Source organism: Polaromonas sp. P4_H1, assembly GCF_056400945.1.
Genome location: NZ_JBFUKG010000003.1, coordinates 129125 through 155419, shown reverse-complemented (window position 1 = coordinate 155419; position 26295 = coordinate 129125). Strand labels below are relative to the sequence as shown.

Annotated in this window: 22 protein-coding genes; 5 read left to right on the top strand and 17 right to left on the bottom strand. The window is 63.0% G+C overall.

Going from position 1 to position 26295, the window contains the following annotated elements; translation table 11 throughout:
- The first annotated feature begins 6 nt into the window (after window positions 1-6).
- Together fahA and AC1DS5_RS06145 are read left to right on the top strand one after the other, a co-directional pair.
- The gene (gene fahA, locus AC1DS5_RS06150) at window positions 7-1284 is read left to right on the top strand and encodes a fumarylacetoacetase (protein ID WP_477717371.1); all 1278 of its coding nucleotides are present in this window, start codon (window positions 7-9) and stop codon (window positions 1282-1284) included.
- Window positions 1285-1543: 259 nt separating this feature from the next.
- Window positions 1544-4063, top strand: coding sequence for a YgiQ family radical SAM protein (locus tag AC1DS5_RS06145; protein ID WP_477717370.1), 2520 nt, complete (start codon window positions 1544-1546; stop codon window positions 4061-4063).
- Between the two features lie 249 nt (window positions 4064-4312).
- Here AC1DS5_RS06145 and AC1DS5_RS06140 read toward each other — a convergent pair whose 3' ends face one another.
- The 6 genes from AC1DS5_RS06140 to AC1DS5_RS06115 form a co-directional block, all read right to left on the bottom strand.
- The gene (locus AC1DS5_RS06140) at window positions 4313-5287 is read right to left on the bottom strand and encodes an IS5 family transposase (RefSeq protein ID WP_477717369.1); all 975 of its coding nucleotides are present in this window, start codon (window positions 5285-5287) and stop codon (window positions 4313-4315) included.
- Between the two features lie 331 nt (window positions 5288-5618).
- Window positions 5619-6413 (bottom strand): amino acid ABC transporter ATP-binding protein, encoded by a 795-nt coding sequence (locus AC1DS5_RS06135; RefSeq protein ID WP_477717368.1) that lies wholly within the window; start codon window positions 6411-6413, stop codon window positions 5619-5621.
- Entirely contained in the window at window positions 6410-7309 is a 900-nt protein-coding gene (locus AC1DS5_RS06130; protein ID WP_477717367.1) for an amino acid ABC transporter permease, read from the bottom strand. The genes AC1DS5_RS06135 and AC1DS5_RS06130 overlap by 4 nt, the downstream gene beginning before the upstream one ends.
- Complete coding sequence (locus AC1DS5_RS06125; RefSeq protein WP_477717366.1) at window positions 7306-8202, bottom strand: ABC transporter substrate-binding protein; 897 nt, start codon at window positions 8200-8202, stop codon at window positions 7306-7308. Before AC1DS5_RS06125 ends, AC1DS5_RS06130 begins: the two co-directional genes overlap by 4 nt.
- Window positions 8203-8235: 33 nt before the next feature.
- Window positions 8236-9042 carry a deaminated glutathione amidase gene (locus tag AC1DS5_RS06120; protein WP_477717365.1) on the bottom strand — a complete coding sequence of 269 codons (807 nt, stop codon included), beginning with the start codon at window positions 9040-9042 and terminating at the stop codon, window positions 8236-8238.
- Window positions 9043-9080: 38 nt separating this feature from the next.
- A complete protein-coding gene (locus AC1DS5_RS06115) occupies window positions 9081-10037 on the bottom strand; it encodes a substrate-binding domain-containing protein (protein ID WP_477717364.1) in 957 nt (318 codons plus the stop codon).
- Between the two features lie 133 nt (window positions 10038-10170).
- On the opposite strand from AC1DS5_RS06115, the gene AC1DS5_RS06110 reads away from it, so the two are divergent.
- Window positions 10171-11502, top strand: coding sequence for an aminotransferase-like domain-containing protein (locus tag AC1DS5_RS06110; RefSeq protein ID WP_477717363.1), 1332 nt, complete (start codon window positions 10171-10173; stop codon window positions 11500-11502).
- 48 nt (window positions 11503-11550) lie between these two features.
- On the opposite strand, the gene AC1DS5_RS06105 is transcribed toward AC1DS5_RS06110, so the two are convergent.
- A complete protein-coding gene (locus AC1DS5_RS06105) occupies window positions 11551-11754 on the bottom strand; it encodes a hypothetical protein (RefSeq protein ID WP_477717362.1) in 204 nt (67 codons plus the stop codon).
- Between the two features lie 178 nt (window positions 11755-11932).
- On the opposite strand from AC1DS5_RS06105, the gene AC1DS5_RS06100 reads away from it, so the two are divergent.
- Window positions 11933-12853 (top strand): DMT family transporter, encoded by a 921-nt coding sequence (locus tag AC1DS5_RS06100; RefSeq protein ID WP_477717361.1) that lies wholly within the window; start codon window positions 11933-11935, stop codon window positions 12851-12853.
- Between the two features lie 22 nt (window positions 12854-12875).
- On the opposite strand, the gene AC1DS5_RS06095 is transcribed toward AC1DS5_RS06100, so the two are convergent.
- From AC1DS5_RS06095 to pobA, 3 genes are all read right to left on the bottom strand, one after another.
- Window positions 12876-13556, bottom strand: a complete 681-nt coding sequence (locus tag AC1DS5_RS06095) for a DUF1294 domain-containing protein (RefSeq protein WP_477717360.1) — start codon at window positions 13554-13556, stop codon at window positions 12876-12878.
- 48 nt (window positions 13557-13604) lie between these two features.
- Window positions 13605-14534, bottom strand: coding sequence for a CoA transferase (locus tag AC1DS5_RS06090; RefSeq protein WP_477717359.1), 930 nt, complete (start codon window positions 14532-14534; stop codon window positions 13605-13607).
- A 181-nt stretch (window positions 14535-14715) separates the two neighbouring features.
- Window positions 14716-15885 carry a 4-hydroxybenzoate 3-monooxygenase gene (gene pobA, locus AC1DS5_RS06085; protein ID WP_477717358.1) on the bottom strand — a complete coding sequence of 390 codons (1170 nt, stop codon included), beginning with the start codon at window positions 15883-15885 and terminating at the stop codon, window positions 14716-14718.
- 127 nt (window positions 15886-16012) lie between these two features.
- Between pobA and AC1DS5_RS06080 the strand changes: the two genes are divergently transcribed.
- The gene (locus AC1DS5_RS06080; protein ID WP_477717357.1) at window positions 16013-16858 is read left to right on the top strand and encodes an IclR family transcriptional regulator domain-containing protein; all 846 of its coding nucleotides are present in this window, start codon (window positions 16013-16015) and stop codon (window positions 16856-16858) included.
- A 30-nt stretch (window positions 16859-16888) separates the two neighbouring features.
- Here AC1DS5_RS06080 and AC1DS5_RS06075 read toward each other — a convergent pair whose 3' ends face one another.
- The 7 genes from AC1DS5_RS06075 to AC1DS5_RS06045 all read right to left on the bottom strand — a co-directional run bounded on the left by AC1DS5_RS06075 (window position 16889) and on the right by AC1DS5_RS06045 (window position 26158).
- Window positions 16889-20659 (bottom strand): PAS domain S-box protein, encoded by a 3771-nt coding sequence (locus AC1DS5_RS06075; protein ID WP_477717356.1) that lies wholly within the window; start codon window positions 20657-20659, stop codon window positions 16889-16891.
- Window positions 20660-20778: 119 nt separating this feature from the next.
- Entirely contained in the window at window positions 20779-21495 is a 717-nt protein-coding gene (locus AC1DS5_RS06070; RefSeq protein WP_477717355.1) for an ABC transporter ATP-binding protein, read from the bottom strand.
- Window positions 21492-22244, bottom strand: coding sequence for an ABC transporter ATP-binding protein (locus tag AC1DS5_RS06065; RefSeq protein WP_477717354.1), 753 nt, complete (start codon window positions 22242-22244; stop codon window positions 21492-21494). The genes AC1DS5_RS06070 and AC1DS5_RS06065 overlap by 4 nt, the downstream gene beginning before the upstream one ends.
- Window positions 22237-23259 carry a branched-chain amino acid ABC transporter permease gene (locus AC1DS5_RS06060; protein ID WP_477717353.1) on the bottom strand — a complete coding sequence of 341 codons (1023 nt, stop codon included), beginning with the start codon at window positions 23257-23259 and terminating at the stop codon, window positions 22237-22239. Before AC1DS5_RS06060 ends, AC1DS5_RS06065 begins: the two co-directional genes overlap by 8 nt.
- Window positions 23256-24119 carry a branched-chain amino acid ABC transporter permease gene (locus AC1DS5_RS06055; RefSeq protein WP_477717352.1) on the bottom strand — a complete coding sequence of 288 codons (864 nt, stop codon included), beginning with the start codon at window positions 24117-24119 and terminating at the stop codon, window positions 23256-23258. The genes AC1DS5_RS06060 and AC1DS5_RS06055 overlap by 4 nt, the downstream gene beginning before the upstream one ends.
- A gap of 9 nt (window positions 24120-24128) precedes the next feature.
- Window positions 24129-24758, bottom strand: coding sequence for a LysE family translocator (locus tag AC1DS5_RS06050; protein ID WP_477717351.1), 630 nt, complete (start codon window positions 24756-24758; stop codon window positions 24129-24131).
- 212 nt (window positions 24759-24970) lie between these two features.
- The gene (locus tag AC1DS5_RS06045) at window positions 24971-26158 is read right to left on the bottom strand and encodes an ABC transporter substrate-binding protein (protein ID WP_477717350.1); all 1188 of its coding nucleotides are present in this window, start codon (window positions 26156-26158) and stop codon (window positions 24971-24973) included.
- Window positions 26159-26295: the final 137 nt, after the last annotated feature.

The window sequence follows — 26295 nt, the reverse complement described above, 5'->3', positions numbered from 1 at the left end:
TGCATCATGAATGATTTGGTCAATGCCACCCACGACCCGGCGCTTCGCAGCTGGGTGACTTCTGCCAACGCGGCGGACACCGACTTTCCGATCCAGAACCTGCCGTTCGGCCGTTTCCGGCGCACCGGCAGCACGGAGGCCTTTCGCATTGGCGTTGCCATTGGCGACCAGGCGCTCGACCTGAAAGCCGCCGGCCTCATCGCCACGGATGACATGAACGCCTTGATGGCCATGGGCGCAGCGGGGCGCCAGACCCTGCGCGCGGCGATTTCCGAAGGCCTGCGCGAGGGCAGCCGCAACGAGGCGGCATGGCTCAGCGCCCTGCTGCCGCAGGCGGAGCTTGAAATGGCCTTGCCCTGCCATATCGGCGACTACACCGACTTCTATACCGGCATTCACCATGCCACCACCGTTGGCAAGCTGTTTCGCCCTGATGCGCCGCTGTTGCCCAACTACAAGTGGGTGCCGATTGGCTACCACGGCCGTGCATCCTCGATTGGGGTGAGTGGGCAGTCGTTTCCGCGCCCGCTGGGCCAGACCAAGGGCCCCAACGAAGAAGTGCCGGTTTTACGGCCCAGTCACCGGCTGGACTACGAACTTGAACTGGGCGTTTTCATGGGGCAGGGCAATGCGCTCGGCGACCGACTCACGATGGACCAGGCGGAGGCTCACGCCTTTGGCATGGTGCTGCTCAATGACTGGTCGGCGCGCGATGTGCAGGCCTGGGAATACCAGCCACTGGGGCCCTTCCTGGCCAAGAACTTTGCCAGCACCATTTCCCCCTGGATCGTGACGATGGAGGCTTTGGCGCCTTTTCGTGCGCCCTTCGTGCGACCCGAGGGTGACCCGCAGCCATTGCCTTACCTCGACTCGCCGGGCAACCGCCAGCAAGGCGGTATCGATGTGGAACTCGAGGTCTGGCTGCAGACCCAGGCCATGCGCGATGCCGGTCAGGGTCCGGAGCGCCTGTCGCAGTCCAGCTTTCGCGATGCCTACTGGACAGTGGCGCAAATGATCACGCACCACACCATCAACGGCTGCAACCTGCAGGCGGGCGACCTGCTGGGCTCCGGCACGCTGTCGGGCGCCAAGCCCGAGCAGGCCGGCTCGCTGCTGGAACTGAACTCAGGCGGAAAGAACCCGCTGACGCTGGCCAATGGGGAAACGCGCACCTTCCTCGAAGACGGTGACTCCATCATCCTGCGCGGCTACTGTGTGCGTACCGGTTTCCGTCGCATCGGCTTTGGCGATTGCCAGGGCCGGGTGCTGCCTGCGCGCGGCTGACAGCAGCCCTGCGGAGCGCGGGTCTTGCTGGTTGCTATTTGTTTAATAGCGTCATGTTCAAGTGTTCATTGGGATGGTGCCTGATTTTTGGATGAATTCTGGCCCTTTTCCCAGGTTCGCCCTGAAGGTGCACCCCGAACCGGGCAGACGCCTGACTGGGCGCTTTCACCACGCCGCAGGCAGTTTGTAGGGCTTAAATGCCGATTAAAGAGGCAAAAGTGAGGGTAAACCTTACAATCGAGGGTTACCTACGCCCCTCATGAACGCCCCCATCGACGTCTCCTTCTTCACGCGCGCCGCCAAGCCGCTGACCAGTTACCGCAAGTACTGGGCGGCCCGTTTCGGCACGGCGAAGTTTCTGCCCACCAGCCGGGCCGAGATGGAAGCGCTTGGCTGGGACAGCTGCGACATCATCATCGTCACCGGCGACGCCTATGTCGATCACCCGAGCTTTGGCATGGCGGTGATCGGCCGCATGCTCGAAGCACAGGGCTTTCGCGTCGGCATCATTGCGCAGCCAGAGTGGCAGAGTGCCGACCCCTTCAGGGTGCTGGGCAAGCCCAACCTGTTCTTCGGCGTGACCGCCGGCAACATGGATTCGATGATCAACCGCTACACGGCCGATCACAAGATTCGCAGCGATGACGCTTACACACCGGGTGATGTAGGCGGCAAGCGGCCCGACCGCGCGGCGCTGGTGTATTCGCAGCGCTGCAAAGAGGCGTTCAAGGACGTGCCCATCATCCTGGGCGGCATTGAGGGCTCGCTGCGCCGCATCGCGCACTACGACTACTGGTCCGACAAGGTGCGCCGCAGTGTGGTGGTTGATTCGAAATGTGATTTGCTGCTGTATGGCAACGCCGAGCGCGCAATTGTCGAGATCGCGCACCGCCTGGCCGCCAAAGAACCCGTGGCCAGCATGACGGACATTCGCGGCACCGCCTTCATTCGCCGCAGCGGCGATGAAACGGCGCAGGGCTGGTTCGAGATCGACTCGACCAGCGTCGACACCCCGGGCCGCGTCGAGGCGCATGTCAATCCTTACCTGATGATTTCGGAGCAGGCCAAAGAGCAGGGCGCCACCTGCGCCCGCGAAGACGAGGCCGCTGAAGTGGCGATGAAGGCCGAGGCCAATGCCAAAGCAGCGGTATTACCCCCTCTCCCCCTGGGAGAGGGCAGGGGTGAGGGCGCGGCGAAGCCGCTTCAGGCCCTTGCTGGCGCACAGGCTGCCGTCAAGGCAAATGCGGGGAGCCCTCACCCTAACCCTCTCCCAAAGGGAGAGGGGAAAAAAGAGGGAGGCATCCAGGCCAACCCGGCCATCAAGCCGCTCACCTTCGTTCCCAACCCCAGCCTTCCGCACATGCAGGGCAAGATCAAGGTCCCGCCGCGCGACCGCTCGGTGATCCGCCTGCCGTCGTACGAGCAGGTCAGAAGCGACCCGGTGCTGTACGCCCACGCCAACCGCGTGCTGCATCTCGAAACCAATCCCGGTAATGCGCGGGCGCTGGTGCAGGCCCATGGTGAAGGCGCCACCGCGCGCGACGTGTGGATCAACCCGCCGCCCATCCCGCTGACCACGGCCGAGATGGACTATGTGTTCGATTTGCCTTACGCACGTTCGCCACACCCGGTGTATGCCGACGAAAACGGCAGCCACGACCACGCCACCAAGATCCCGGCGTGGGAGATGATCCGCTTCAGCGTGAACATCATGCGCGGCTGCTTTGGCGGCTGCACCTTCTGCTCCATCACCGAGCACGAAGGCCGCATCATCCAGAGCCGCTCCGAAGACTCGGTGATCCGCGAGATTGAAGCCATCCGCGACACCGTCAAGGGTTTTACCGGTGCAATTTCAGACCTGGGCGGCCCAACCGCCAACATGTACCGCATCGGCTGCAAGTCGCCCGAGATCGAGGCGGCCTGCCGCAAGCCCTCCTGCGTGTACCCGGGCATCTGCTCCAACCTCAATACCGACCACAACCCGCTGATCAAGATGTACCGCCGCGCGCGGGCACTGAAGGGCGTGAAGAAAATCCTCATCAGCTCCGGCCTGCGCTACGACCTGGCCGTGCAAAGCCCCGAGTACGTGAAAGAGCTTGTCACGCACCATGTCGGCGGCTACCTCAAGATCGCGCCCGAGCACACCGAGCAGGGTCCGCTCACCAAGATGATGAAGCCCGGCATCGGCAGCTATGACAAGTTCAAGCAGATGTTCGACAAGTACAGTCTTGAGGCCGGCAAGAAGCAGTTCCTGATTCCCTACTTCATCGCGGCCCACCCGGGCACCAGCGACGAAGACATGATGAACCTGGCGATCTGGCTCAAGAAAAACGGCTTTCGCGCCGACCAGGTGCAGACCTTTTACCCGTCACCAATGGCCACGGCCACGACGATGTACCACACCAACAAGAACCCGCTGCGCAAGATCACGCGCGACAGCGAAACGGTGGACATCGTGCGCGGCGAGCGCCGCCGCCGGTTGCACAAGGCGTTTTTGCGCTACCACGACCCCAACAACTGGCCGGTACTGCGCGAAGCGCTGAAAGCCATGGGTCGCGCCGATTTGATCGGCAACGGCAAACACCATTTGATCCCGACCTTCCAGCCGCTGACCGATGGCAGTTATCAGAGCGCGCGCCGCAAGAACTCGACCACCGTGGCGCTGAAGACCCCCACGCCGGTCAAGGGCCGCATCTTGACGCAGCACACCGGGCTGCCGCCGCGCGACAACGGTTCGGGCAAGGTCGCCGGCAAGCCGCCGGTGCGCAAGGCACGCTGATACTGTCTTGTCATTGCGGGCCTGACCTGCACTGCTGGATCACAACGAGTGGTGGTTTGTGCGGTGTGGATCCAGGGTCGAGTCCGGGATGACAGAAGCAGAAAAGTGCCTAGGGCTACGCTGAATAAGCCCCGTCAAAGAGCCCATGCGGGTCAATGACGGAGCGATTGTGTTCAAACGGGTCGCTGAGCGACCTTCCTTGAGGCCCCCTGGGCCTGTTTCTTGGGCCTTTCGGCCCGTTTTCCGCCCTCATGGGCGCACCTGTGCCATCAGCCGTTGTCGGCTGAGGTAGATGTTGGCCAGCGCCAATGCCGTAAAGGCGCGTGTAGCGTTCTTGGCCAGCCCGCGGTAGCACACCTTGCCAAATCCCCACAGCCGTTTGACCACGCCGAACACATGTTCCACCCGCGCCCGGATGCGTGACTTGCTGCGGTTTTTGATTTTGACCGCTTCGTCCACGATGCCGTTGCGCCGCGTGCGCTGGTTCGTGAAGTCTTTGGCCATGGGCGCCTTGCCCTCAATCAGCGTCTTCTGGCTGGCATAGGCCGAGTCACCGTACACACGCCGCTCTTGCCCATGCAGCAAGTCAGGCAGCGGGTGCTTGTCATGCACATTGGCCGCTGTGACCACGGCGCTGTGCGCCAAGCCGCTTTGGCTGTCCACCCCGATGTGCAGCTTCATGCCGAAATACCATTGTTTGCCCTTGCGGGTTTGATGCATCTCGGGGTCGCGCGCCTTGTCCGCGTTCTTGGTCGAACTGGGCGCACCGATGATGGTGGCATCCACGATGGTGCCGGTGCTGAGCTTGAAGCCTCGAGCCTGCAGTTCTTGCCCTACCTTGGCGAACAGAGCCTCGCCCAGCTTGTTGTCGTTGAGCAGGCGTCGAAACTTGAGCATGGTGGTGGCGTCGGGTACCGGCTCTCGGCCCAGATCGATGCCCACGAAACGGCGCAGGCTGGCACTGTCGTACAGCGCCTCCTCGCAGGCCAGATCGGCCAGGTTGAACCAATGCTGGATAAGGTGAATGCGCAGCATGCGCTCCAGGCCAATGGGCGGGCGTCCGTTGCCGGCCTTGGGATAGTGCGGCGCGATGACTTCGCACAGGGCTGACCATGGCACGATCGCGTCCATGGTCTTGAGGAACTCTTCCCGCCGCGTGGGCTTGCGGAACTGTTCGAATCCCAATCCTTGATCGGCTGCCATTGCCAGGCTTTGTTGTTTCATCGTCAAGTAACGCCTCTCCCTCAATTGCCGTGGACCTTAATCAGCATTGCCCTAGCTGAGCCGTTTCGCCGCCTTTCCTCAGGAAAAATCGACCTCCAGCCCTTATCCTGCTGGCGCCAGCAGCTATCAAATAAGTAGCGTCTCTGGCTCCGGCATCCATCGCTGCAGCGCTGAAAGTGAGCCTCGTTTTACAGCGAGGCCATGCCACGAGACCGCAGCCTGCTGCAGCACACCACCACATCGAAGGTGGAGCGCGTGGTCTTGCATGCCGTGCCAGTGCAGTGGAGCCCCAGCTCCGAAACGGCCCCCATCCCGCGGGCCGGGCAAGCGGTTAGATAAACCGGCTGAGAAATGCTCTTGTCCGTGGATGCTGGGGATTGCAGAGCACCTCTGCCGGCCGGCCTTGTTCAACGACGACGCCACCGTCCATGAAGACGACGCGATCGGCCGCCTCCTTGGCAAATCCAATCTCATGTGTGACGACGATCATGGTGAGGCCTTGGTCGGCCAGGTCGCGCATGGTGGCCAACACCTCTCCGACCAGTTCCGGGTCGAGGGCCGAGGTCGGCTCGTCAAACAGAATCAAGGTAGGCTGGATGGCGAGCGCTCGGGCGATAGCCACCCGCTGTTGCTGGCCGCCCGAAAGCTGGCGTGGGTAGGCCTGTGTCTTCTCGCTGAGGCCGACCTTTTCCAGCAATTCAAGGGCCCGTGCACGGGATTCGGTTTTGCCGCGGCCGTGCACGCCAACAGGGGCTTCCATGATGTTCTCCAGCACCGTCATATGTGGGTACAGGTTGAACTGCTGAAAGACCATGCCGATATCGCGGCGTTGGTGCGCAATCGCTCGCGGGGACAGGCGGTGCAATCGTTCGCCGCGAAGTTCGTAGCCTATCTGCTGGTCACCGACGGTGATGGAGCCCTGATCCATCGTCTCCAGGTGATTGATGCAGCGCAAGAAGGTGGATTTCCCTGAGCCGGAGGGGCCCAGAATGACGACCACTTCGCCCGCCTGGACATCCATGTCGATGCCCTTGAGCACTTCGTTGTCGCCAAAGCGCTTGTGGACATTGCGTGCCCGTACCAGGGGCTTGCCCGTTTCCGCGGCTTGCGGGATTGGCGTGGTCATACCTTGGCCTCCTGTTCGCCCTTGGCGTAATAGCGCTCGATGGCGCTCTGGCCCACATTCAGGACGGTTGTGATCAGCAGATACCAGACCACGGCAACCATCAGCAATGGGATCACCTGGAACGTAGCGTTGTAGATGTTCTGAACAGAATGCAACAGGTCGCCCATGGCAATCACGCTGACGATGGACGTCGCCTTGACCATGCTGATGAGTTGGTTGCCGGTGGGCGGTACGATGGAGCGCATCGCCTGCGGAATCACAATTCTGCGCAGGACGCGGTTGCGTGTCATGCCGAAAGCCAGGGCCGTTTCCATCTGGCGTGAATCCACCGAGATAAGACCGGCCCGGATGATTTCCGCCATGTAGGCAGCCTCATTGAGCGCCAGCCCGGTGATGGCGGCAGTCAGTGGCGTGATCAGGTCATTGGTGTTCCACGTTGCGAACGTCGGGCCCCACGGGATCCCCAGCGACAGCGTGGGAAACAGCGTGGAGAGGTTGTACCAAAATAGCAGCTGCACCAGCAGTGGCAGGCCCCGAAAGAGCCAGACATAGAGCCCGGCAAAGCCGCGCAGGAATGGGTTGTCCGAGATACGGGCAATGGCCAGGACAAGCCCGATAGCAACCCCTATGACCATGGCCACAAGCGTCAGCCCGAGTGTCACCAAAAGCCCGTTGATCACGTTTTTTTCGGCGAGGAATTTACCGACAACCTCCCATTCAAAATTCTTGTTGGTGACAAGAATCCAGACGAGCTGGAGCGCCAACAGACAAAGCACACTGACACCCAACAGGCGGCCATAGTTACGCGAGACATGCGCATGGGCCACATTGCGTTGCCGGGCCTCCGCTACGGGATCAGCGACTCCCCGATGCAGAGCCTGGATGGCCTTGCTCATTTAGCCAGTTTCCCTGCCAGATTGACGCCTGGCGTCTTGAGCATGTTGTCGCCCAAGCCCCATTTTTTCATGATGATGGCGTAGGTGCCGTTGCCATTGAGCTTTCGCATGGCTTCCAGGACGACCTCACCCAGGACCGAACCCTTCTGAACCACCGCGCCCTGGTAGAGATCATCAAAGCCATTTTTCTTGCCAATGCCCGTCAACTCCAAAGCGCCGTTGGCTTGCTGGACAAAGTAAGTCAGCGGGGCATGGGAGGAAAAGAAGGTGTCGGCCCGCTTGGCGTTCACGGCCAGGATGGATGTCGGCTGATCTGCATACGCCTGGACTTCGACGGCAGGCTTGTTGGCGGTGGTGCAGGCAATGGATTGCTGCCGGATGACTTTTTCTGCGGACCCTCCGGCCATCACGGCCACTTTGCCGCCACAGGTGTCTTCCAGTCCGTTGATGCCCTTGGGATTTCCTTTGGGTACGGCGAAGACCACGTATTCCTGCACAAAATCGATGAAGTCAACAGACGCTTCACGGTCGACAAAATCACCGATGGGCCCCATGGAAAACTGGTAGCGCCCCGACTTGATCCCCAGCAGCAGACCGGACAGGCCATTGACGGGTGCAAGGTTGATCTTGACGCCCAGTATTTCGCTCAAGGCCTTGATGAAATCTGCACTGGCGCCAGTCATGGACTGGCTGCCGGTCACGATGGTGTACGGAGGAAAAGAGCCATTGTTGGCCGCGGTCATCTCTCCGGCGGCAAGAATCTCGGCCGGCAGTTTGGCGCGCAGCCTGGCATCCAGGGGCTGAACCGGGATCTTGACTTCCTGAGCGTAAACCGTGGAGCCGGCCAGTACGGCGGCGACGAATGCAGTGCAAAACAGGTGGCGGGTAAACATGGCGAATATCCTTTGTAGTGGCAATGATGGCAATCAGTCGACCCTGTTTTTGAGCACCGGCTTGTCGAAGCGCCGGTTTTCGAGCACCGGCAACACCATCTTGGCATGTGCGATGCGTGCGGGGTCAAGCTCGGCAAATAGCAGTGCCGGGGCTTCGGCTGCACCCGCAATGGTGACCCCTAGCGGATCGATCACCCGGCTGTTGCCGATATTGCGTTCCCCGCACTCGCCAACCGCCACCATATAGCATGTGTTTTCCAGTGCACGTGCGGTCACCAGCACCTCCCAGTGCATTTCCTTGAGCGGCCCTTTCACCCAAGCCGCTGGCAAGACCAGCACATCGGCGCCATCCAGCGCGAGCCGGCGAGCCAGTTCAGGAAACCGCACGTCGTAACAGGTCATGAGGCCGACTTTCATGCCGGCAACCTCCACCAGCGGCGGAACGTCCAGGCCGGGCGTGACGTTGGCGGACTCCTTGGCCGAGAAAGCATCATAGAGATGAAGCTTGCGATATTGGGCCAGGATCTCCCCATTGCGGATGGCAATTAGCACGTTCCAGACCCGACCTTCGACATTCGACGGGACATGCACGCTCATCATCGTGGTGAGCGGATTGCCACGGCTTGCGCTTAACAGTTGACTGACAAAGGGGCCGTCGAGTGCTTGCGCGGCCTTGCGGACCAGATCGGGATCCGCAATATCCCGGGCGAGGATGCCTTCTGGCAGGACGAGGAGATCTGCGCCCTTCGACAGGGATTGCGCCATCAGGCTCAGGCAGGTTTTCAAATTTTCTGGCCAGTCCCGGCTTACGGCAAATTGGCCCAGTGCGACTTTCAGCATGCTTGGTTTCCTTCAACTTTGATTTAAGTGGCATTGGTTTAAGCGGCTTCACCGGGGAACAGATCGGCCGGATTCAACAAACCTGGCGTGATTTCCTGCGCATGCAGTTCCTGGCAAAAGTCCGTCAGCATGCGTTCATTGGCCTTGAAGCCGCTCGCGTTCCAGTTGCCTGGCAGATCGCGTGCACTTTGCCGGATTTCGTCCAGAATCCAGGGCGTGGTATCCGCATATTTCATGCGCTTTTCCATCCATACACGGCTGGACTCCGCAAAAAGTGCGCCCAGGGCCTGCGGTATCCAAGGGTGTTCGGCCACGATGGCGGGCTTGAGCCCCAGCAGGTGAATGCCCGGCATGTAACCTACTTCCTTGAAGTAGGCCACCTCTGCCGCGCGGCAGTCGGACTGCAGCGTGCGCAGGCCGGAGCCGGGCTCGAAAAATCTTGCCGGCATGAACGGCGTAAAAACGGCATCCAGCGCACCCTCGCGCAACAGGTCGACAAGCGGGCGTTCACCCGGCGCGATGCTGATACGCCCAGGGCGGCCGAAACCGTTGAGACGCTCCTGGATGGGATGGTCTTCAGACAGGCGTCCGACGAACCATTCGGCATCTGCGATTTCCACCCCTTCCCGGCGCAGCAGGGCACGTGTCCAGGTATTGCCGGAGTCTTGCCACCCCGTCATTCCGATGCGCTTGCCGGCGAGCGCGCGCAACTCGGTGAGCGGGCTCGCCGCGGTGGTGATGATGCAGTGCTGGCGAAATCCCCGCATGATGAAGTACGGAATCCCGACGATGGAGGTGTCACCGCGGGCCCGGCTTTGTGCATAGCGGCTAAGCGACATTTCGCCACCGTCATAACGCGGATCCGTCGCCAGATTGTTTTCCAATGCGTTGACACGATGGAGTTCCAGGTTAAACCGATTTGAGCGCACATCGCCAAGCACCAGTGGGGTGATGAAATCCCAGTCACGTACCGCGAGTTTGATGCTGATTTCCACTGCAATCCTTGTCTGAAAGAGGTGATTAATTTGGGCTGACAAAGTCATTGGGGATGACTTCTTGAGATGAATATTAAATGTTTAAAATTATTTGTACTATATAATTTTTGTTACTGAACAAAGTATTTTCCCTATGCACCAAAACATTACGGCGGCGCACCTTGGTGCGTCATTAAAAGGCCTTGCAACCCGCGCGATGGCCGTCAAAATGGCCGCTTTGATCCGTTCTGGTGCCATTCCCATTGGCTCCCAATTACCCTCCGTTCGGGATCTTGCCGAGGCGATGGGCGTCAGCCCGGCAACGGTTTCGGCCGTCTGGCAAGAGTTGCGACGGCATAAAGTCATTGCGGGTATGGGGCGCAACGGGGTATGGGTCTGCGGCAACAAACCGTCACCAAGACCCGCACGCTTTGAAAGCGTCGGTAATTTTGGCCAACATATCGTTGCCGATCTCACCTACGCCTCGCCTGATCCTGCGCTCCTGCCTGATTTGTCCCAGGCCTTGTTGCAGGGGGTGAAAACTCCGCAATTGAACAGCTACCGACGCGACCCCATTACGCAGGCGCTGCGTGAAGCGGTGACGTCACGCTGGGCGTATCCGGCAGAGGCCTTTATGGCCACGAATGGCGGGTTTGACGGCGTATTGATGACGTTACAGGCGCTGCTGATGCCAGGATCGGCGGTCGCCATTGAAGACCCCACCACGGCGCGCCTGCTCGATATTCTGGATCACATCGGCGCGGACGTGATTCCTGTGGCCTGTGACGAAGACGGGCCGAAGGCCGACTCACTGGCGGCAGCACTCCAGAAAAAACCAGCCGCCTTTATCTACCAGCCCCGCACGCACGCGATATGCAGCCATAGCGTGAGCGCGCAACGCATGCAGGAGCTGGCCAAGGTGTTGAAAAATAGCGAAACCCTGATCATCGAGGATGACGGTATCGGGGATGTTTCATCCCAAGCTGCAGTGAGCCTGGGTATGCACTATCCAGATCGCACGGTCCACATCGTGTCATATTCCAAATCCCTGGGGCCGGACCTGCGTTTGGCGGTTCTTTCGGGTTCGAAGGAAGCGGTGGAGCAGATTCAGGCCTACCGGAATTTTGGGGCCAGCTGGACCAGCCGCATTCAGCAGGATGCGGTCGCCTGGATGCTGAATGATCCGGGCAGCTTGGCTGCGGTGGCCAACGCCAAAGAGGTGTATGCTGCGCGTCGCAACCGTTTGATTGAGGCCTTGAAGCCACTGGGAATCAGGGTGCCCGGTCAGGACGGACTGAGTGTCTGGATTGCGGTGCCTTCGGAACAGTTCGCCATGGTCACGCTGGCAGTCCGTGGATTCGCGGTGTTCCCCGGTTCCAGGTTCGGCATCAAGCCGCATTCACACATTCGCGTCGGCACCAGTTTGCCGATGGAGCATGTGGCTTCCCTTGTGGAAGCGATTGCCCTTTGCATGCATGCAATATGAGTCGGCCAAGCATCCCTGCCTCCCCAGCCCCGAGCGTCAGACAGCTCGTCAAGCCCGGCGATTCGATGCCAAGCAGGTTGCCAGCCCTGGCACACCGTGCTCCACCGGGCTTTGAATCAGGAAGTCCCTGGCCGCTTCTTGCAGTGCCTGGATTTTGAGGCGGATGGCCATACCATCCATCAAGGCAACCGCGAAACGATCATCGCTGTGCGGATCGGGCGCAAGTGCTATGGGCACTATGATGTCGCCCATGCACCTCCAGCTTTCTCCCCCCTCCGCAACTCTGTAATGCACCCGGCTTGACGCCGGGCTGCGCATGCGGCTGCGCTATGTTCTGCACGAACGGCGCACAGCTTTGAGTTGACGCGCCTGCTCCCTTGATCTGGCAACAAAGCCCTGCGGGCAGGCGCATGGATGGAGAAATTTTTTCATGAAAACCCAGACATCGGCCACCCTGGCCTGGGGCGGCGTCTTGCTTGCGGGCGTCTTGTGGGGCGTGGGCGCGCTGGTCGCCCAGTCTGTGATGGCTGGCGGCATGGCGCCGTACAGCCTGTCTCTGGCGCGCTTTGCGCTCGGCTTGCCGCTCTTGTGGTGGTGGCACTGGCGGCAAGTGGCGCCGGGAAAAAATGCAGGGAAAAGATTGGGCGAGTGGCGGCAATTGCCCTGGCGCGAACGGGGGCTGATTGTGGGCACGGGTCTGGCGATGGCCATGAATGTGACCAGCTGGTTTGCCGGCATCACCTACATCGGGGCAGCCTTGCCCACCGTGATTTCAATCTGCTGCGCACCGGTGATCGTCGCTTTGCTGTCCGTGTCGCGCGGCTATGAGCGCGCCAGCGGGCGGCTGGTGGCGGCGCTGGTCCTGGCATTGGGCGGGGTCGGGCTGATCGTGATGCCTGCGGAGGGCCTGAGCCTGCCGAAGGACTACGCCGTGGGCCTCGCCTGGTCATTTGCTTCAGCGGGCCTTTATTCCGTGGTGGTGCTGGGCAATGCGCGCATGCCTGCGTATGTGCCGGCGGTCAGCGCCTCGGCCTGGAGCATGACGGTGGCTGCGCTACTGATGCTGGTGCTGGCCAGCGCGCAAGGCCTGACCTGGCCGCGCGACACCACCGCCTGGCTGCAGGTGGGCTACACCGGTGTGTTCACCACCTCGATTGCCTACCTGGCATTTGCCTGGGGCGCGCGCCGCCTGTCGCCGACGGCGACGGTGGTGGGCACGCTGATTGAACCGCTGGTGGCTGCGGTGGCGGCGGCGTGGTTGTTTTCCCAACCGCTGACAGGGCAGCAGGGGCTGGGGGCTTTGCTGCTGGGTGCGGCCATGCTGTTACTGGCACGCCGGCACCCAGCTTGAAGGGGCCAGAGAGCCTGTAAAGCTATGTATTCAGCAGCGAGTTCTGCAAGGGTCTCCAGAACAGCCAACCCGTCAGGACCATGCAGTGCAACACCACGGTGGCCCAGTAGGTCGTGCGGAAAGACTCCTTGCTCGATTTGTGCCGCAGGATGTGCTGGGCGAACCAGGCACCGGGCCAGCCGCCCAGCAGGCCGAACAGATGCAGCGTGTTTTCCGCGGTGCGCCACTGGCCTTTTTGCGCCGCGTATTTGTCGGTCCAGTAAACGAAGAACGTGATGAGATTCAGCAGCAGGGCTATTGCCAGCGTCAGCATCGGCAAGCGACTTGCCCAGATGCCCCACCCGATCAGCATGGTCCAGGCTAGCATGAGGAGCAGGGCGGGGCCGGCGGGGGCGGTGGCCGGGGTCACGGTTGAACGCCGCGGCAGGTGCTGCGGGCGGTTGGCGTTGCGGCTACTCCGGGTGGCCTGAGCAGGCACCCTGCGCGCAGGTGCGCCAACGGGCGCAACACGCGGAGCATAAGCCGCAGCCTGAACGGCCATCGCGCGTGGCCCCTTGCCGCCGACGTGAATTTCCTCAAATGTGACTATCAATCCCTCGTGGGGCGCTGCTGTGCCACGAAAATCCTTCGCATGGAAAAAAATATCGGCGCTTGCGACCGCGCTGCGAATGAATCCGAATCCGCGCGCCGCGTCCCAGCGCACGATCGTTCCTTGTTGTCTCATGGGCTGATCTGATTTGTAATGGCTGGCTTATTTGGCCAGTGTATGCAGCGGAATATCTTTCTCTGCCGCCAGCTTGTCCAGCTCCTTGCGCGTCTTGCCCAGCAGCCAGCCTGCTATCGCCTGATGCGTCGCGGGTGCAAACATCGCCTTCATGCCGGACCTCTCAACACCCGCAGCCGCGCACAGGCCGGCTGCAAAATGCGGCTCCAGCGCCGCCACGGTCACCCGCCCATCCTTGCACGGGTAGACGCGGTAGCCGGCGTGGCCGCCGCCAACGGCCGCGCCGGGCTGGGTCAGGCCCCAGGCTCGCGGCAGGGCCAGGTAGCCTGCGGCGCCTGAAAGGGCCACCTCCAGGTATAGGCCTTTGGCTTTGCTGCGCTGGTGCATCACGGCCTGCAGGACGGCCTCGCTGGCCATCAGTGAGCCGCCCATGTCGGCGTAGAGCGTTGCGGGCAATTCGAGTCCGGTGACCAGGTCGTTTTCGGCCAGGTAGGTGAGGTCGTGGCCGGGCTCTTCGGCGCGCTCGCCCGGGCTGCCGACGATGGCGACCTGGCTCAGGTGCGGGTGCTGCTTGTGCAACGCCTTCCAGGTCAGCCCCAGTTTGGCCAGTGCCGATGGCCGGAAGGAGGTGAGCAGCACGTCGGCTTTGGCCAGCTCGCGGTGCAGCAGCTTCTGGCCGCGTTCGGTCTTGAGGTCGGCCACACTGGTGCGCACGCCGGCGTGCAGTGCGGCGTAGGCCGTGGCGTTGTACTGCTTCATCGGATCGCCTGATGCGCCGGCGGGTGCGCCTGGGGGCGCGGGCGGTTCCAGCTTCACGCAGCTGGCACCCATCCGGCGGCAGCGCATCAGCGCCGCAGGGCCGGGCAGGTTGAGCGCCAGGCTGACCACGCGCACGCCCTTGAGCGACTGAAGTGGGGCGGGGGTTTTGCGGGAGGGAGGCAAGTCAGAAGGCGGCATGGGTGGGGACCTGGAGGGACAGGAGGCTGATTATGGGTGAGCCCGGCGTGGTTCGCTGGCACCTGTCAGCCCGCCCCGGAGCCCACCTCGTGCCGGGCACTTGTTGAACGGCCATTCGCCGCCGTCAACCGGCCCCCGGCCAATCAAGCCGCTTAGGGCACTGCTACTCAAACCACTCCGGTCACAGCGGCAGGCCGACGTAGTTTTCTGCCAGCGCGGTGGAGGCCGCTTGCGAGTGAATCAGGTAGTCCAGTTCCGCCTCCTGGATCTTCTCCCCAAAGCCGCCTGAATCGGGAAACTTGTGCATCAGCGAGGTGAACCACCACGAGAAGCGCACGGCCTTCCAGACCCGGCGCAGGCAGGTGTCCGAGTAGGCGTTGATACCGCCTTCGCTGCCCGCATAAAACTCTGTCAGCGCGCGTGCCAGGTAACCGACGTCGCTGGCGGCCAGGTTCAGGCCCTTGGCGCCGGTGGGCGGCACGATGTGGGCGGCGTCGCCCGCCAGAAAGAGTCGGCCGAAGCGCATGGGTTCGGCGACAAAGCTGCGCAGGGGGGCAATGCTTTTTTCAATCGACGGGCCCGTTTGCAGCTTGTCCGCGAGATCGGGCGCCAGGCGTCGTCGCAACTCGTCCCAGAAGGCCTGGTCGCTCCAGTTCTCGACCTTGTCATCGAGTGAGCACTGCAGGTAGTAGCGGCTGCGTGTGTGGCTGCGCATGCTGCACAGCGCAAAGCCGCGTGCGTGGTTGGTGTAGACCAGCTCGTGGGAGACGGGCGGCGTGTCGGTCAGCATGCCCAGCCAGCCAAACGGGTAGATGCGCTCAAAGGTCTGCAGCGCACTCGCCGGCACGCTGGCGCGGCTCACACCGTGGTAGCCGTCACAGCCGGCAATGAAGTCGCACTCGACCTCATGCGCGATGCCATGCTGCATGTAGCGCACCTTGGGGCGCTCGCCGTCAAAGTCGTGCAGGCTCACCTGCTCTGCCTCGTAGGCGGTCGCCAGGCCCGCTGCGGCGCGGGCGTCCATCAGGTCGCGGGTCACCTCGGTCTGGCCATAGACCATGACCTGCTTGCCGCCGGTGAGGTGGTGCAGGTCAATGCGGTGATGGGCACCTCCGAAGTCGAGCGAGAAGCCGCCGTGCAGCAGGCCTTCGCGGTGCATGCGCGCACCGACGCCCGCCTCGTCGAGCAGATCGGTCGTGCCTTGTTCCAGCACGCCGGCGCGTATGCGGCCCAGCACATACTCGCGGCTGTGCCGCTCAATCACGATGGCATCTATGCCGGCCTTGTGCAGCAGCTGGCCCAGCAAATGCCCGGCCGGGCCACCACCCACAATCGCTACCTGTACTCGCATGGTCGTCTCCTGTGCCTCTTCAAGGCATGTTGTCCTGGGTTCCAAGCGTAGGCTGCTGCGCGCCGCAGGGCTAGAGGCCGCGGGCGCCATTGCACGATGTTTGGCGCACTTGTGCGATGATCGCGCAATGGTCACTGCAAAAACCGTTTCCCCTTCCCAGGGGCACTTTCAGATCGCCAAGGCCGACATGATCGAAGGCATGGCCAAGGGCATGGCGGTGCTGGAGAGTTTTGACACCCAGCGCCAGCGCCTCAATGCCACGCTGGCGGCCGAGCGCGCCGGCATCACGCGGGCGGCCGCGCGCCGCCATTTGCTGACGCTGACGCACCTCGGTTATCTTGAAACGGACGGCAGCTATTTCTGGCTGGCAGCCAAGGTGCTGCGGTTTTCAGGCAGCTACCTGGCGACGGCACGCCTGCCGCGTGCCGTGCAACCCACCCTCAACCGGCTCGCCGCCCAGACCCAGGAGTCGTTTTCAGTCGTGGTGCTGGACGGCGACGAGATTGTCATCATCGGGCGCAGCGGGTTTGAGTGGAAGACGTTCACCGACGGCAAGACCGCACCGGCCCGGCTGCTGGCTTATGGCCTGCATCTGGGGGCGCGTTTGCCGGCGCACGCGACCTCGACCGGCCGGGTGTTGCTGGCTGCCAAGACCAAAAGCGAGTTCAACGCATGGCTCAAGGCCAGGACCGAAGCCGGCAGCCTGGCCCGGCTGACGCTGCACACGACGACCGATCCCCGCAAGCTCCGGGCGCTGATTGACCAGGTGCGTCTTGACGACTACTGCGTCGCCAGTGAAGAGCATGAGCTCGGCGTCCATGCGCTGGCCGTGCCGCTGCGCGACATGCAGGGGCGGACGGTGGCTGCGCTCAATGTGGTGTCGTCCCCGCAGCGGACGACGCCCGACGCGCTGCGGCGCGATCTGCTGCCCTTGCTGCTGGACGCTGCGCGCGAACTGCGGCCCCTGTTATAGAGGCAGGCTGCGATAGAGACAGGCTGCGGCTCACAACTCCTCGCCCGGCAGTGTGAAAAAGAATGTCGCCCCCTTGTCTGGCGCCGACTCGGCCCAGATGCGGCCACGGTGGCGCGCAATCACCCGGGCCACGGTAGCCAGCCCGACGCCGGTTCCGGCATATTCCGACACGCTGTGCAGCCGCTGAAAGGTGCCAAACAGCTTGTCGGCATAGGCCATGTCGAAGCCGGCGCCGTTATCGCGTACAAAGAACGCGCCCTGCGCCGTTGACCGGCCAACCGTGATCGTGGCCTGGGCCCGGCGTGAACTGAACTTCCAGGCATTGCCCAGCAGGTTTTCCATGACGGAGCGGAGCAGCCGGCCGTCACCGTGCACGAGCAGTCCAGGTTCGATGCTGCAGACGGCCTGGCGCGTGCGCTCGCCGGCCTGCAAGCGCTCAAGAATTTCGCTGGCAATGGCGCTCAGGTCTACAGCTTCGTGCCGCAGTTCGAGGCGCGCCACATGCGCCAGCGACAGCAGGCCTTCGATCAACTGGCCCATCTGGCCGACACCGGACTGGATTCGGGTGAGGTAGTGCTGCAGCTTCTTGCCCTGGTTGCCCTGGTTGCCGTGGAGCTCCTTGGCCAGCAGGCGGCTGAAACCGTCGACCGTCGTCAGCGGTGAGCGCAGGTCGTGGGAGACCGAGTATGAGAAGGCTTCAAGCTCTGCGTTGGACAGCCGCAGGGCGGTCTCGATTGCCTTGATCTCGGTGATGTCGGCGTCGATGCCGACCCAGAAGATGACTTCACCGCGTTCATTGCGCACCGGCGATGCGCGGTATGACATGGTGTGGTAGGCGCCGTTCCTGGCACGCAGCCGCCGCATCCCGGTGAACAGGGTGGGCTCTGCGCTGGGCACCCGCCAGTTTTGTGTCGCGGCAGCCACGTCGTCCGGATGCACGAGCCCGACCCAGCCGTGGCCGTGCCAGTCGGGCGGTGCACCACCGACGAGCTCATACCAGGCCCGGCTGAAAAAGGTGGCGGCGCCCGCCGGATCCACGGTCCAGATTGGCTGGGGCGCCTGCTCGGTCAGGGTGCGGAACAGCGCCTCCTGCCGCGACAGTTCACCGCTGCGCTGGATGATTTTTTCTTCGAGCCCGCTGTTCAGGTCCTTGACCTGGGACAACAGGTTCACGTTGTCAATCGCGATCGAGGCAAGCTGGGCCAGTTCCGTGGCCACGTATTCGTCCTGCTGCGTGAATTCACCCTCGAACTTGTCCGACAAATGCAGCAAGCCGATGTTGCCGCCATCGCGGCCGGTCAGCGGCACGGCCAGCCAGCCGCGCAGGGCCTGGTGTTGCCCGGCGGTCGTGTTGATCCCGCACCAGCGCGGATCGGCCTGCAGTTCGGCCTGGGTCAGCCGCACGGCACGCCGGGTCTCACAGGCCATGGCATGGATGCCTGTGCCCTCGGGGCTGTCGGTCCAATGCGGCTGGCCCCCATATTTGTCGGACAGCGACCGGGCCATGATGGCCTGCGTCCCTTTGCCTTCACGCAGCAGACTGATGGCCGACTGGTGTGCGCCGATGATGGCGCGGGACTGCTCGGCCACTTCCTGCATCATGGTGTCCAGTGCCTGATGCTGCGTGATGGCCTGGGCTGCATCCGCAACACGCTGCAGGGTCTGCAGGTAAGCCTGGACCTCCTGCTCGGCCCTGACCCGCAAGGTGATGTCGAACGCCACGGCAAATACCGCGTCTCGCCCGCCGTAGCGGATCACCCGACGGATCAGTTCCACCGGGAACTCGGTGCCGTCTTTTTGCCGGTGCATCCAGAATTCGGGGGTGTCCATCGGCAGGCCGGCAGCCATGAGTTGCCGCAGGCGTGCCTGCTCGGCAGCGGGGAGCAGGTCTGCGGGCGTCATGGTGACGAATTCTTCGCGTGAATAGCCGTAGAGCCGGATCGCCGTGTCGTTGACGGCGATGTGGTGATTGTCTTGCCTGTCCATGACCCACATCGGCACCGGCGCGGCATCGAACAATGCCGCATGGCGCTGTTCGCTCTCGAGCAGGGCCTGTGCGGCCAGCTTGCGTTCCGTAATGTCCTGCAGCGCGCCGTGCATGCGTGTGATGGTGTCCTTGTCATCGCGCACTGCCTGGCCCATCGAACGCACCCACACCGTGCGTCCGGCGGGCGTGAGCATTTCCAGTTCCACGTCGAAGGGCGTGCCGTGATTCAGGCAATCCTGCGCCACTTTCGTGGCCAGTTCACGCCACTGGGGTGCGCAAAGGCCTATGGCTGACTCCAGTGTTGGCGCAGTGCCCTTTGGCAACCCGAGAATGTGGGAGGCTTCATCGGACCAGATGAAGCGCATGTCGGGGAGCTCCAGCGCCCAGCCGCCGAGCCTGGAAATGTGCCCCGCGATGCGCATCAAGCCGGTTTGGACCTGGAGCGTTGCCTCGGCCCGTTTGAGTTCATCGACGTCGGTCGAGGTGCAGTACCAGGAGACGATGCGTTCGGCGCGGTCGCGGTTTGGCGTGGCGCGCACCAGTTGCCAGCGGTAACTACCGTCCTTGCAGCGCAGGCGATGTTCGTTGGGACGGCTCTGGCCGGTGTCCAGCATGTGCCGCATGTCGTCCATGGTTCGCTGAAGGTCGTCGGGATGGACGTGGTCGAGCCAGCCGCCCCTCAGCGCCGCCTCCAGGGGCTCGCCGGTCACCTCGCACCATTGGTCGCTGACGAAGGTCAGCCTGCCGTTGCCATCGGTGATAAACACGATCTGTGGCATGGCCTGGGCCAATTGGCGAAAGCGCAAGTCGGTGCCCGCGCGTTTGCGTGACTGCCAATACAGCAGCATCGACAGCAAAACCACCGTTGCCGCAGCGGCCAGCCAGATTACGGATGACAGCGTGGCAAAGCGCCTCCAGGGCTCCAGGACATCGTCATACAGGGGGGCGACCGTGACGAGCATCCCGCTGTACGGCGAGAGTGTGCGGTAAGAGACGACGCGCTCACGGGCGTCGACTGCGCTGGCAACGGTAAATGTGCCCTGCGGGCCGAGGGGAAGATGTTTGGTGAACAGGGGCTGGGTGGAAAAAAACTTGCCCATGGCCTGCTCATCGATCGGGCTGCGCATCATGAGCAGGCCATCGCTGCGAAACAGTGCGATCGCACCGCCTGCGCCCAGGTCGATATCCCGCCAGAGGGTGTCGAAGTAGGGTGGCTCCACCGCTGCGACGATCACGCCCGTCAGTTCCCCGCTGGCCGAGCGCAGGGGGCGCGAGGCGCTGATCAGCCAGGTGCCGGTAGTGCGGCTGCGCACCGGGGCGCCGATGTGAAAGCCCGTGGCCGGGCGCTGTTGGTAGATCTGGAAATACTCGCGGTCCGCCAGTTGGGCGCCGATGTTGCCGGTGTCCGAATCAAAAACAATGCGGCCGTGGCGGTCCAGTATCCAGAGGGCGCGTGCGAAAGGCAGCTCCTTAAGCTGCTCGCGCAGCATGGCCCGGCCGGAATCCTCGGTCAGCCGCTTTTCCGCTTCGAGCGCCTGCAGCCGGCTGGCAGCCAGTTGCAGGCGCTGGTCGGCGGCCTGGAAGGTGCGGCTGGTCTGCTCTGCAATCACCTGCGCCAGCGACCGGGTCAGCTTCTCGCCGGCTAGGAGGGCTTCGTTTCGCAGGTAAAACAAGGCGACTGCAACCACGCAACCCGACACGACGATGAGGGCGGTGGCCGTCCAGATGATCTGGCGCCCCGCGGATGCATACCGTTCGGGGTCTTGTGGGAAATGGGACTGCCGGAAGGGCGCGTCTTGCCAGGGCCACCGCATGCGTCCCGACCTTTCAGTTTGCCCTGTCACCAGGTCCTGCGGGTGACTGTGGCCAGTTGCTCAGTAAGCGGCGATGATGCCATGCGGGGAGCGCTTTGTCGATTGCGCCTGCGTGCTGCTCAAACGCCCAGATACAGCTCCAGCAGTTCAGGCCTGGCATGCAGCTCGGCCGAGCTGCCCTCAAAGACCACCTCCCCCTTGAGCAGGATCACATTGCGGTCGGTGATCTGCGTGACATGCTTCCAGTTCTTGTCCACGATCACGCTGGAGATGCCGGTTTCCCGCACCAGCTGGCAGATGCGCCAGATGTCCCGGGCAATCAGCGGCGCCAGGCCCTCGGTCGCCTCATCCAGGATCAGCACATCCGGATTCGTCATCAGCGCCCGGCCGATGGTCAGCATCTGCTGCTCCCCACCCGACAGCTGCTGCCCGCCATGGCTAAGGCGCTCCTTCAGGCGCGGAAAGGTCTCCAGCACCCGCTCATAGGTCCAGTCGCGCTGGCCCCGCGTGCCCGCGCGCGCCGCCATCTTCAGGTTCTCCACCACGCTCAGGTTGCCGAAGATGCCCCGGCCCTCCGGCACATAGGCCACGCCCAGCCGCGACACCTCATACGGCGCCCGGCCCAGCATCGGCCGGCCCATGATGTCGATCGAGCCGGCCCGCGGCCTGACCAGCCCCATCAGGCTCTTGAGCAAGGTGCTCTTGCCCATGCCATTGCGCCCCATCAGGCCAATCGTCTCACCGCGCGCCACCCGAAAGTTGATGCCGCGCAGGATGTGGCTGGCGCCGTAATAGGTGTGGATGTCTTTCGCCTCAATCAACAAATCGGTGTTCATGTGTGTTCTTCTCCGAGGTAGGCGGCCTGCACCCCGGCATCGGCCCGGATCTGCGCCGGCGAGCCACTGGCGATCACCTGGCCGTTGACCATCACCGTCAGCTGGTCGGCCAGCGCAAACACCGCATCCATGTCGTGCTCCACCAGCAGCATGCCGTGCTCCTGCTTCAGCGCCAGCAGCAGCGCCACCATGCGCTCGGCCTCCGCCACCCCCATGCCCGCCAGCGGCTCGTCCAGCAGCAGCACCTGCGGCTCGGTCGCCAGCGTCATGGCGATCTCCAGCTGGCGCTGCTCGCCGTGGCTGATGGTGCCGGCGATGCTGTGCCGGCGGCTTTGCAGCCCGGCCAGCTCCAGCGCCCGTTCGGCGCGGCCGTTGATGGAGGCCATCCGGCCGGCGCGCTGCAGCCAGCGCCCGGCATGCGGCTCGCGCGACTGCGCGGCCAGCCGCACGTTCTCCCAGACCGTGAAGGGCAGGAAGATATTCGTCTTCTGGTAGCTGCGCCCCAGGCCGCGCCCGGAGATCTTCTCCGGGCGCCAGCCCGTCACGTCGTGCCCGCCCAGCATCACCGTGCCCGAGCTCGGCGGCAAATCACCCGACAGCAGGTTGGTCAGCGTCGACTTGCCCGCGCCATTGGGGCCGATCACCGCATGGATGTGGTTGCGCCAGAGATCGACCGACACGTCGTTCACCGCCGCCAGCCCGCCAAAGCGTTTGGTCAGCTTCTTTGCCGACAGCAGCAGTTCAGCCATGGTCGGCCTCCTTGCGCTTCATGAACTTTTGCGCCAGCCCGAGCAGGCCGCGCGGCGCAAAGGTCACCAGCAGCACGATGAACAGCCCCATCCAGAGCTGCCAGTGTTTGCCCAGATTGACGCTGCCCAATACCTCGAGGGTGGGCAAGTCCTTGAACAGGTGCAGCAGGTATTCAAAGGCAAAGGCGCCGACGATGGCGCCCGCAAAGTTGCCCATGCCGCCCAGGATCACCATCATGATGGCGTGCGCGCTCATGTGAAAGCCCATCAGCTCCGGGTTGATGTAGCCCGTCTGCGTGCCCCACAGGTAGCCGGCCAGCCCGGCCAGCGCGCCGGCCAGGGTGAAGGCCGCCAGCTTGTAGCCGAAGGTGCCATAGCCCATGGCCCGCATGCGGTGCTCGTTGACGCGGATGCCGGCCAGCGCCCGGCCAAACGGGCTCCACAGCAGGCGCCGCAAGAAGGCATAGACCGCCAGCAAGGTGGCCAGCGTGAAGTAGTACAGCGTGCGCTTGCCGTCCAGCTCAAACGGCGTCCAGCCAAAGAGTTCGGCACTGGGCTTGAAGTTGATGTAGAGACCGTCGGAGCCGCCCAGGATTTTGTTGTCAAAGAACAGGTAAAACACCATCTGGGCAAAGGCCATGGTGACCATGATGAAGTAGATGCCGTGGGTGCGCACCACAAAAAAGCCGATGACCAGCGCCGCCAGGCCCGAGGCCAGCACCGCCAGCGGCAGGGTCCACCACAGGCTGACGGCCTCGCCCTGCGGGGTGAGGAAGGCCAGGGCATAGCCGGCCAGGCCAAAGTAGGCGGCGTGGCCCAGCGAGACCAGGCCGGTGACGCCCTGCAGCAGGTCCAGGCTCATGGCAAAGATCGCCATGATCATCATGCGGGTCACCATCTGGGTGTAGAAGTCGGTGCCGGCGAAGGGGAAGGCGAGCAGGGCGATCAGGCCCAGCACGAGCGCCACCTGCACGCCGCGCGGCAGGACTTCAAGATTGGATTTTTGTGCGCTCATTGCTTGAACAGCCCTTCAGGTTTCCACAGCAGTACGCCGGCCATCAGCATGTAGACCAGCATGCCGGCCACCGAGGGCAGCAAGACCTTGCCGAAGGTGTCGACCAGCCCGACCAGCAGCGCAGAAATGAGCGCGCCGCGCACCGAGCCGATGCCGCCGATCACGACCACCACAAAGCACATGATGAGCACCTGCGAGCCCATGTTGGGGTAGACGCTGGCGATCGGTGCGGCGATCATGCCGGCGACCGCCGCCAGGCCGACGCCCAGGGCAAACACCAGGGCGTGGATGCGCTTGATGTTGATGCCCAGGGACTCGGCCATCTCGCGGTTGAAGGCGCCGGCGCGTATCTTCATGCCCAGGCGGGTCCTGGAGATCAGCCCGTACAGGCCCAGCGCCAGCGCGATGCAGACGCCGGACATGAAGAGGCGGTAGACCGGGTAGGACAAATTCTCCGTGAGGGGAATGGAGGCGCCGAGGAGCTCGGGAATGGTCACGCCGTGCACGTCGTCGCCCCAGAGGATGGAGCGCAGCTCTTCAAAGATGTAGATCAGCCCGAAGGTCAGCAGCACCTGGTCGAGGTGGTCGCGCTGGTAAAAGTGGCGAAACAGCAGCCATTCGAGCGCCAGGCCAAAAATAACGGCGAGCACGGCGCCGCCCAGGATGGCCAGGGTCAGGCTGCCGAACTGGGCGCTGAGCGACCAGGCCAGGTAGGCGCCCAGCATGTAGAAGCTGCCGTGCGCCAGGTTGACCACGCCCATGATGCCGAAGATCAGGGTCAGGCCGGCGGCCAGCATGAACAGCAAGAGGCCGTACTGCACGCTGTTGAGCAGCTGAATGAGGAAGTTGGCTAAATCCATAAATCGGTTTCAGGTGTGCCGGCGCGTCAGCAACAAAAGACTGCCCATGAGCGTGAAAAGACTGCCCGAACCGCGGTTGAACCACCGTACGGCACGGCTGGAGCGCAGCAAAGGCGCGATGCGTGAAACGCCCAGCGCGCAGCAGGTGAGCACCGTGAATTCAAAGGCCATGAAGGTGAGGGCGAGGATGGCGAATTGCGGCACAAAGGGTGCAGCGGGGTTCAGGAATTGCGGGAAAAAGGCCGCAAAAAACAGCACTGCCTTGGGGTTGCTGGCGCCGACCAGAAAACCGCGCAGGAAAAACGAGCGGCGCTGCGTGGGCGTACTTTCGCTGGCCGTGCCGTCAAACACGGCCGCCTCGCTGCGAAAAGTCTTGATCCCCAGCCAGATCAAATACGCCGCTCCAATGACCTTGGCCACGGTGAAGGCGGTTTCAGACGCCGCCAGCAGCGCGCCCAGGCCCATGGCCGACAGCAGCATGACGCACAGCACTGCGGCGACGCTTCCCGCGGCGGAAGTCATGGCCTTGCGCGGGCCGTGGTTGAGCGCATTCGTCATGCACATCAGCATGGTGGGACCCGGCGTGAGAATCAGCAGAGCGACCGCGGCGACGTAGAGGAGGTAGGTGGTGAGCGTCATGGTGGTGAAGATAGCATCGCTACAAGACGGCAAGCACGCGCCGTACCAGTTTGTTAAAAAAAGAGGCAGAACAGCTAGCTGCGCGCAGTGAACGAGCGTGGGGGCTCTTCATCCCGGCAGGGGCCGCGGGGCTGGCTTTGCCAGACCGCAGGCGCAGCGGCCCCCGCGGGGGGCAGGGAGCTACACGCAGTGAGCGACCGTGGGGGCCATGCCTAGCCCATCTTGCAGCCGGCACCGGAGTCGGCCAGTGCCTTGGCCGCAACGCCGAGCACCTTGTTTTCCTTGTTTTCCACCACACGCAGGTACATGTCCTGCACCGGGTTGTGCGACTTGCTCATGGTCCACTTGCCGCGCGGGCTGTCTATGGTGGCGCCTTCCATGGCCTTGTAGAGCGCTGGCTTGTTGGCCAGGTCGCCCTTGACGGCATTGGCGCCCTGGATCAGCAGCAGGCCGGTGTCATAGCCCTGCACGGCGTACACGTCCGGTTGCGCCTTGAAGGCCTTGGCGTAGTCGAGGCGGAATTTCTTGTTGCGCGGTGTGTCCAGCGAGTCGCTGTAGTGCATGGTGGTGATGATGCCGTCCGCGGCAGGACCGGCCGCGTCCAGCACGCCTTCGGTCAGGAAGCCGGAGCCGTAGAGCGGGATCTTGCCTTTGAGGCCTGCCGCTGCATAGTCGCGGATGAACTTCGCGGCGCCGCCGCCGGCGAAGAAGCAGGCCACCGCATCAGGCTTGAGTGCGGCGATTTCGGTCAGCAGCGCCTGGAATTCAACGTTGGGGAAGGGCAGGCCCAGTTCCTTGATGATGGTGCCGCCGGCCGCGGTGTAGCTTTCCTTGAAGCCTTCAAAGGCCTCGTCGCCGGCTGCATATTTCCAGGTGATCCACACGGCCTTTTTATGGCCCTTTGCAATCATGGCCTGGCCCAGTGCTCGGGTGGGTTGGGAGTTGCTGAAGGAGGTGCGGAACACATTGGGTGCGCACAGGCTGCGGGTGGCGGCATGCACACCGGCGTTGGGAATCAGGCTCAGTACGCCGCTGTCACGCGCGACCTTCTGGATGCCCATCTGCACACCGGAGTGCACCGTGCCGACCAGCACGTCGACCTTGTCGCGTTGCACCAGCTTGCTGGCGTTTTCAATGCCTTTGGAGGGCTCGGACTCGTCGTCGACCTTGAAGTACTCGATCTCGCGCCCGCCCAGCTTGCCGCCTTGCTCATTGATCGCCAGGCGAAAGCCGTTTTCAATGGCCACCCCGAGCTGGGCAAAGGTGCCGGTGTAGGGCAGCATGAAGCCCACACGCACCTTGCCGGACTGTGCGCGCACGATTTCGGGCAGCAGCAGGCCAGTGGATGCGGCGCCGATAACGGCAGCACTGCGGGTCAAAACGAGTCGGCGTGAGGTCATGGAAAAACTCCTGGTTGAGACGGAAACGTACCAGACGGATATTAAGGGTGCGGTGCGCCTGCAGCCCTAGTGTAAAACCCGAGATTGAAGATTAAATTGTTTATGTCTAAAGCAATTGCCGTGCCCGTTTGAAGCTG

Excerpts from the sequence above, each read along its gene's own strand:
- AC1DS5_RS06145 (WP_477717370.1), top strand. The coding sequence starts at position 1,544 with ATGAACGCCCCCATCGACGTCTCCTTCTTCACGCGCGCCGCCAAGCCG.
- AC1DS5_RS06050 (WP_477717351.1), bottom strand. The coding sequence starts at position 24,758 with ATGACGCTCACCACCTACCTCCTCTACGTCGCCGCGGTCGCTCTGCTG.
- AC1DS5_RS06100 (WP_477717361.1), top strand. The coding sequence starts at position 11,933 with ATGAAAACCCAGACATCGGCCACCCTGGCCTGGGGCGGCGTCTTGCTT.
- AC1DS5_RS06105 (WP_477717362.1), bottom strand. The coding sequence starts at position 11,754 with ATGGGCGACATCATAGTGCCCATAGCACTTGCGCCCGATCCGCACAGC.
- AC1DS5_RS06045 (WP_477717350.1), bottom strand. The coding sequence starts at position 26,158 with ATGACCTCACGCCGACTCGTTTTGACCCGCAGTGCTGCCGTTATCGGC.
- AC1DS5_RS06065 (WP_477717354.1), bottom strand. The coding sequence starts at position 22,244 with ATGGCTGAACTGCTGCTGTCGGCAAAGAAGCTGACCAAACGCTTTGGC.
- AC1DS5_RS06110 (WP_477717363.1), top strand. The coding sequence starts at position 10,171 with ATGCACCAAAACATTACGGCGGCGCACCTTGGTGCGTCATTAAAAGGC.
- AC1DS5_RS06130 (WP_477717367.1), bottom strand. The coding sequence starts at position 7,309 with ATGAGCAAGGCCATCCAGGCTCTGCATCGGGGAGTCGCTGATCCCGTA.
- AC1DS5_RS06135 (WP_477717368.1), bottom strand. The coding sequence starts at position 6,413 with ATGACCACGCCAATCCCGCAAGCCGCGGAAACGGGCAAGCCCCTGGTA.
- AC1DS5_RS06090 (WP_477717359.1), bottom strand. The coding sequence starts at position 14,534 with ATGCCGCCTTCTGACTTGCCTCCCTCCCGCAAAACCCCCGCCCCACTT.
- AC1DS5_RS06055 (WP_477717352.1), bottom strand. The coding sequence starts at position 24,119 with ATGGATTTAGCCAACTTCCTCATTCAGCTGCTCAACAGCGTGCAGTAC.
- AC1DS5_RS06060 (WP_477717353.1), bottom strand. The coding sequence starts at position 23,259 with ATGAGCGCACAAAAATCCAATCTTGAAGTCCTGCCGCGCGGCGTGCAG.
- AC1DS5_RS06080 (WP_477717357.1), top strand. The coding sequence starts at position 16,013 with ATGGTCACTGCAAAAACCGTTTCCCCTTCCCAGGGGCACTTTCAGATC.
- AC1DS5_RS06075 (WP_477717356.1), bottom strand. The coding sequence starts at position 20,659 with ATGCGGTGGCCCTGGCAAGACGCGCCCTTCCGGCAGTCCCATTTCCCA.
- AC1DS5_RS06120 (WP_477717365.1), bottom strand. The coding sequence starts at position 9,042 with ATGCTGAAAGTCGCACTGGGCCAATTTGCCGTAAGCCGGGACTGGCCA.
- AC1DS5_RS06070 (WP_477717355.1), bottom strand. The coding sequence starts at position 21,495 with ATGAACACCGATTTGTTGATTGAGGCGAAAGACATCCACACCTATTAC.
- fahA (WP_477717371.1), top strand. The coding sequence starts at position 7 with ATGAATGATTTGGTCAATGCCACCCACGACCCGGCGCTTCGCAGCTGG.
- pobA (WP_477717358.1), bottom strand. The coding sequence starts at position 15,885 with ATGCGAGTACAGGTAGCGATTGTGGGTGGTGGCCCGGCCGGGCATTTG.
- AC1DS5_RS06125 (WP_477717366.1), bottom strand. The coding sequence starts at position 8,202 with ATGTTTACCCGCCACCTGTTTTGCACTGCATTCGTCGCCGCCGTACTG.
- AC1DS5_RS06140 (WP_477717369.1), bottom strand. The coding sequence starts at position 5,287 with ATGAAACAACAAAGCCTGGCAATGGCAGCCGATCAAGGATTGGGATTC.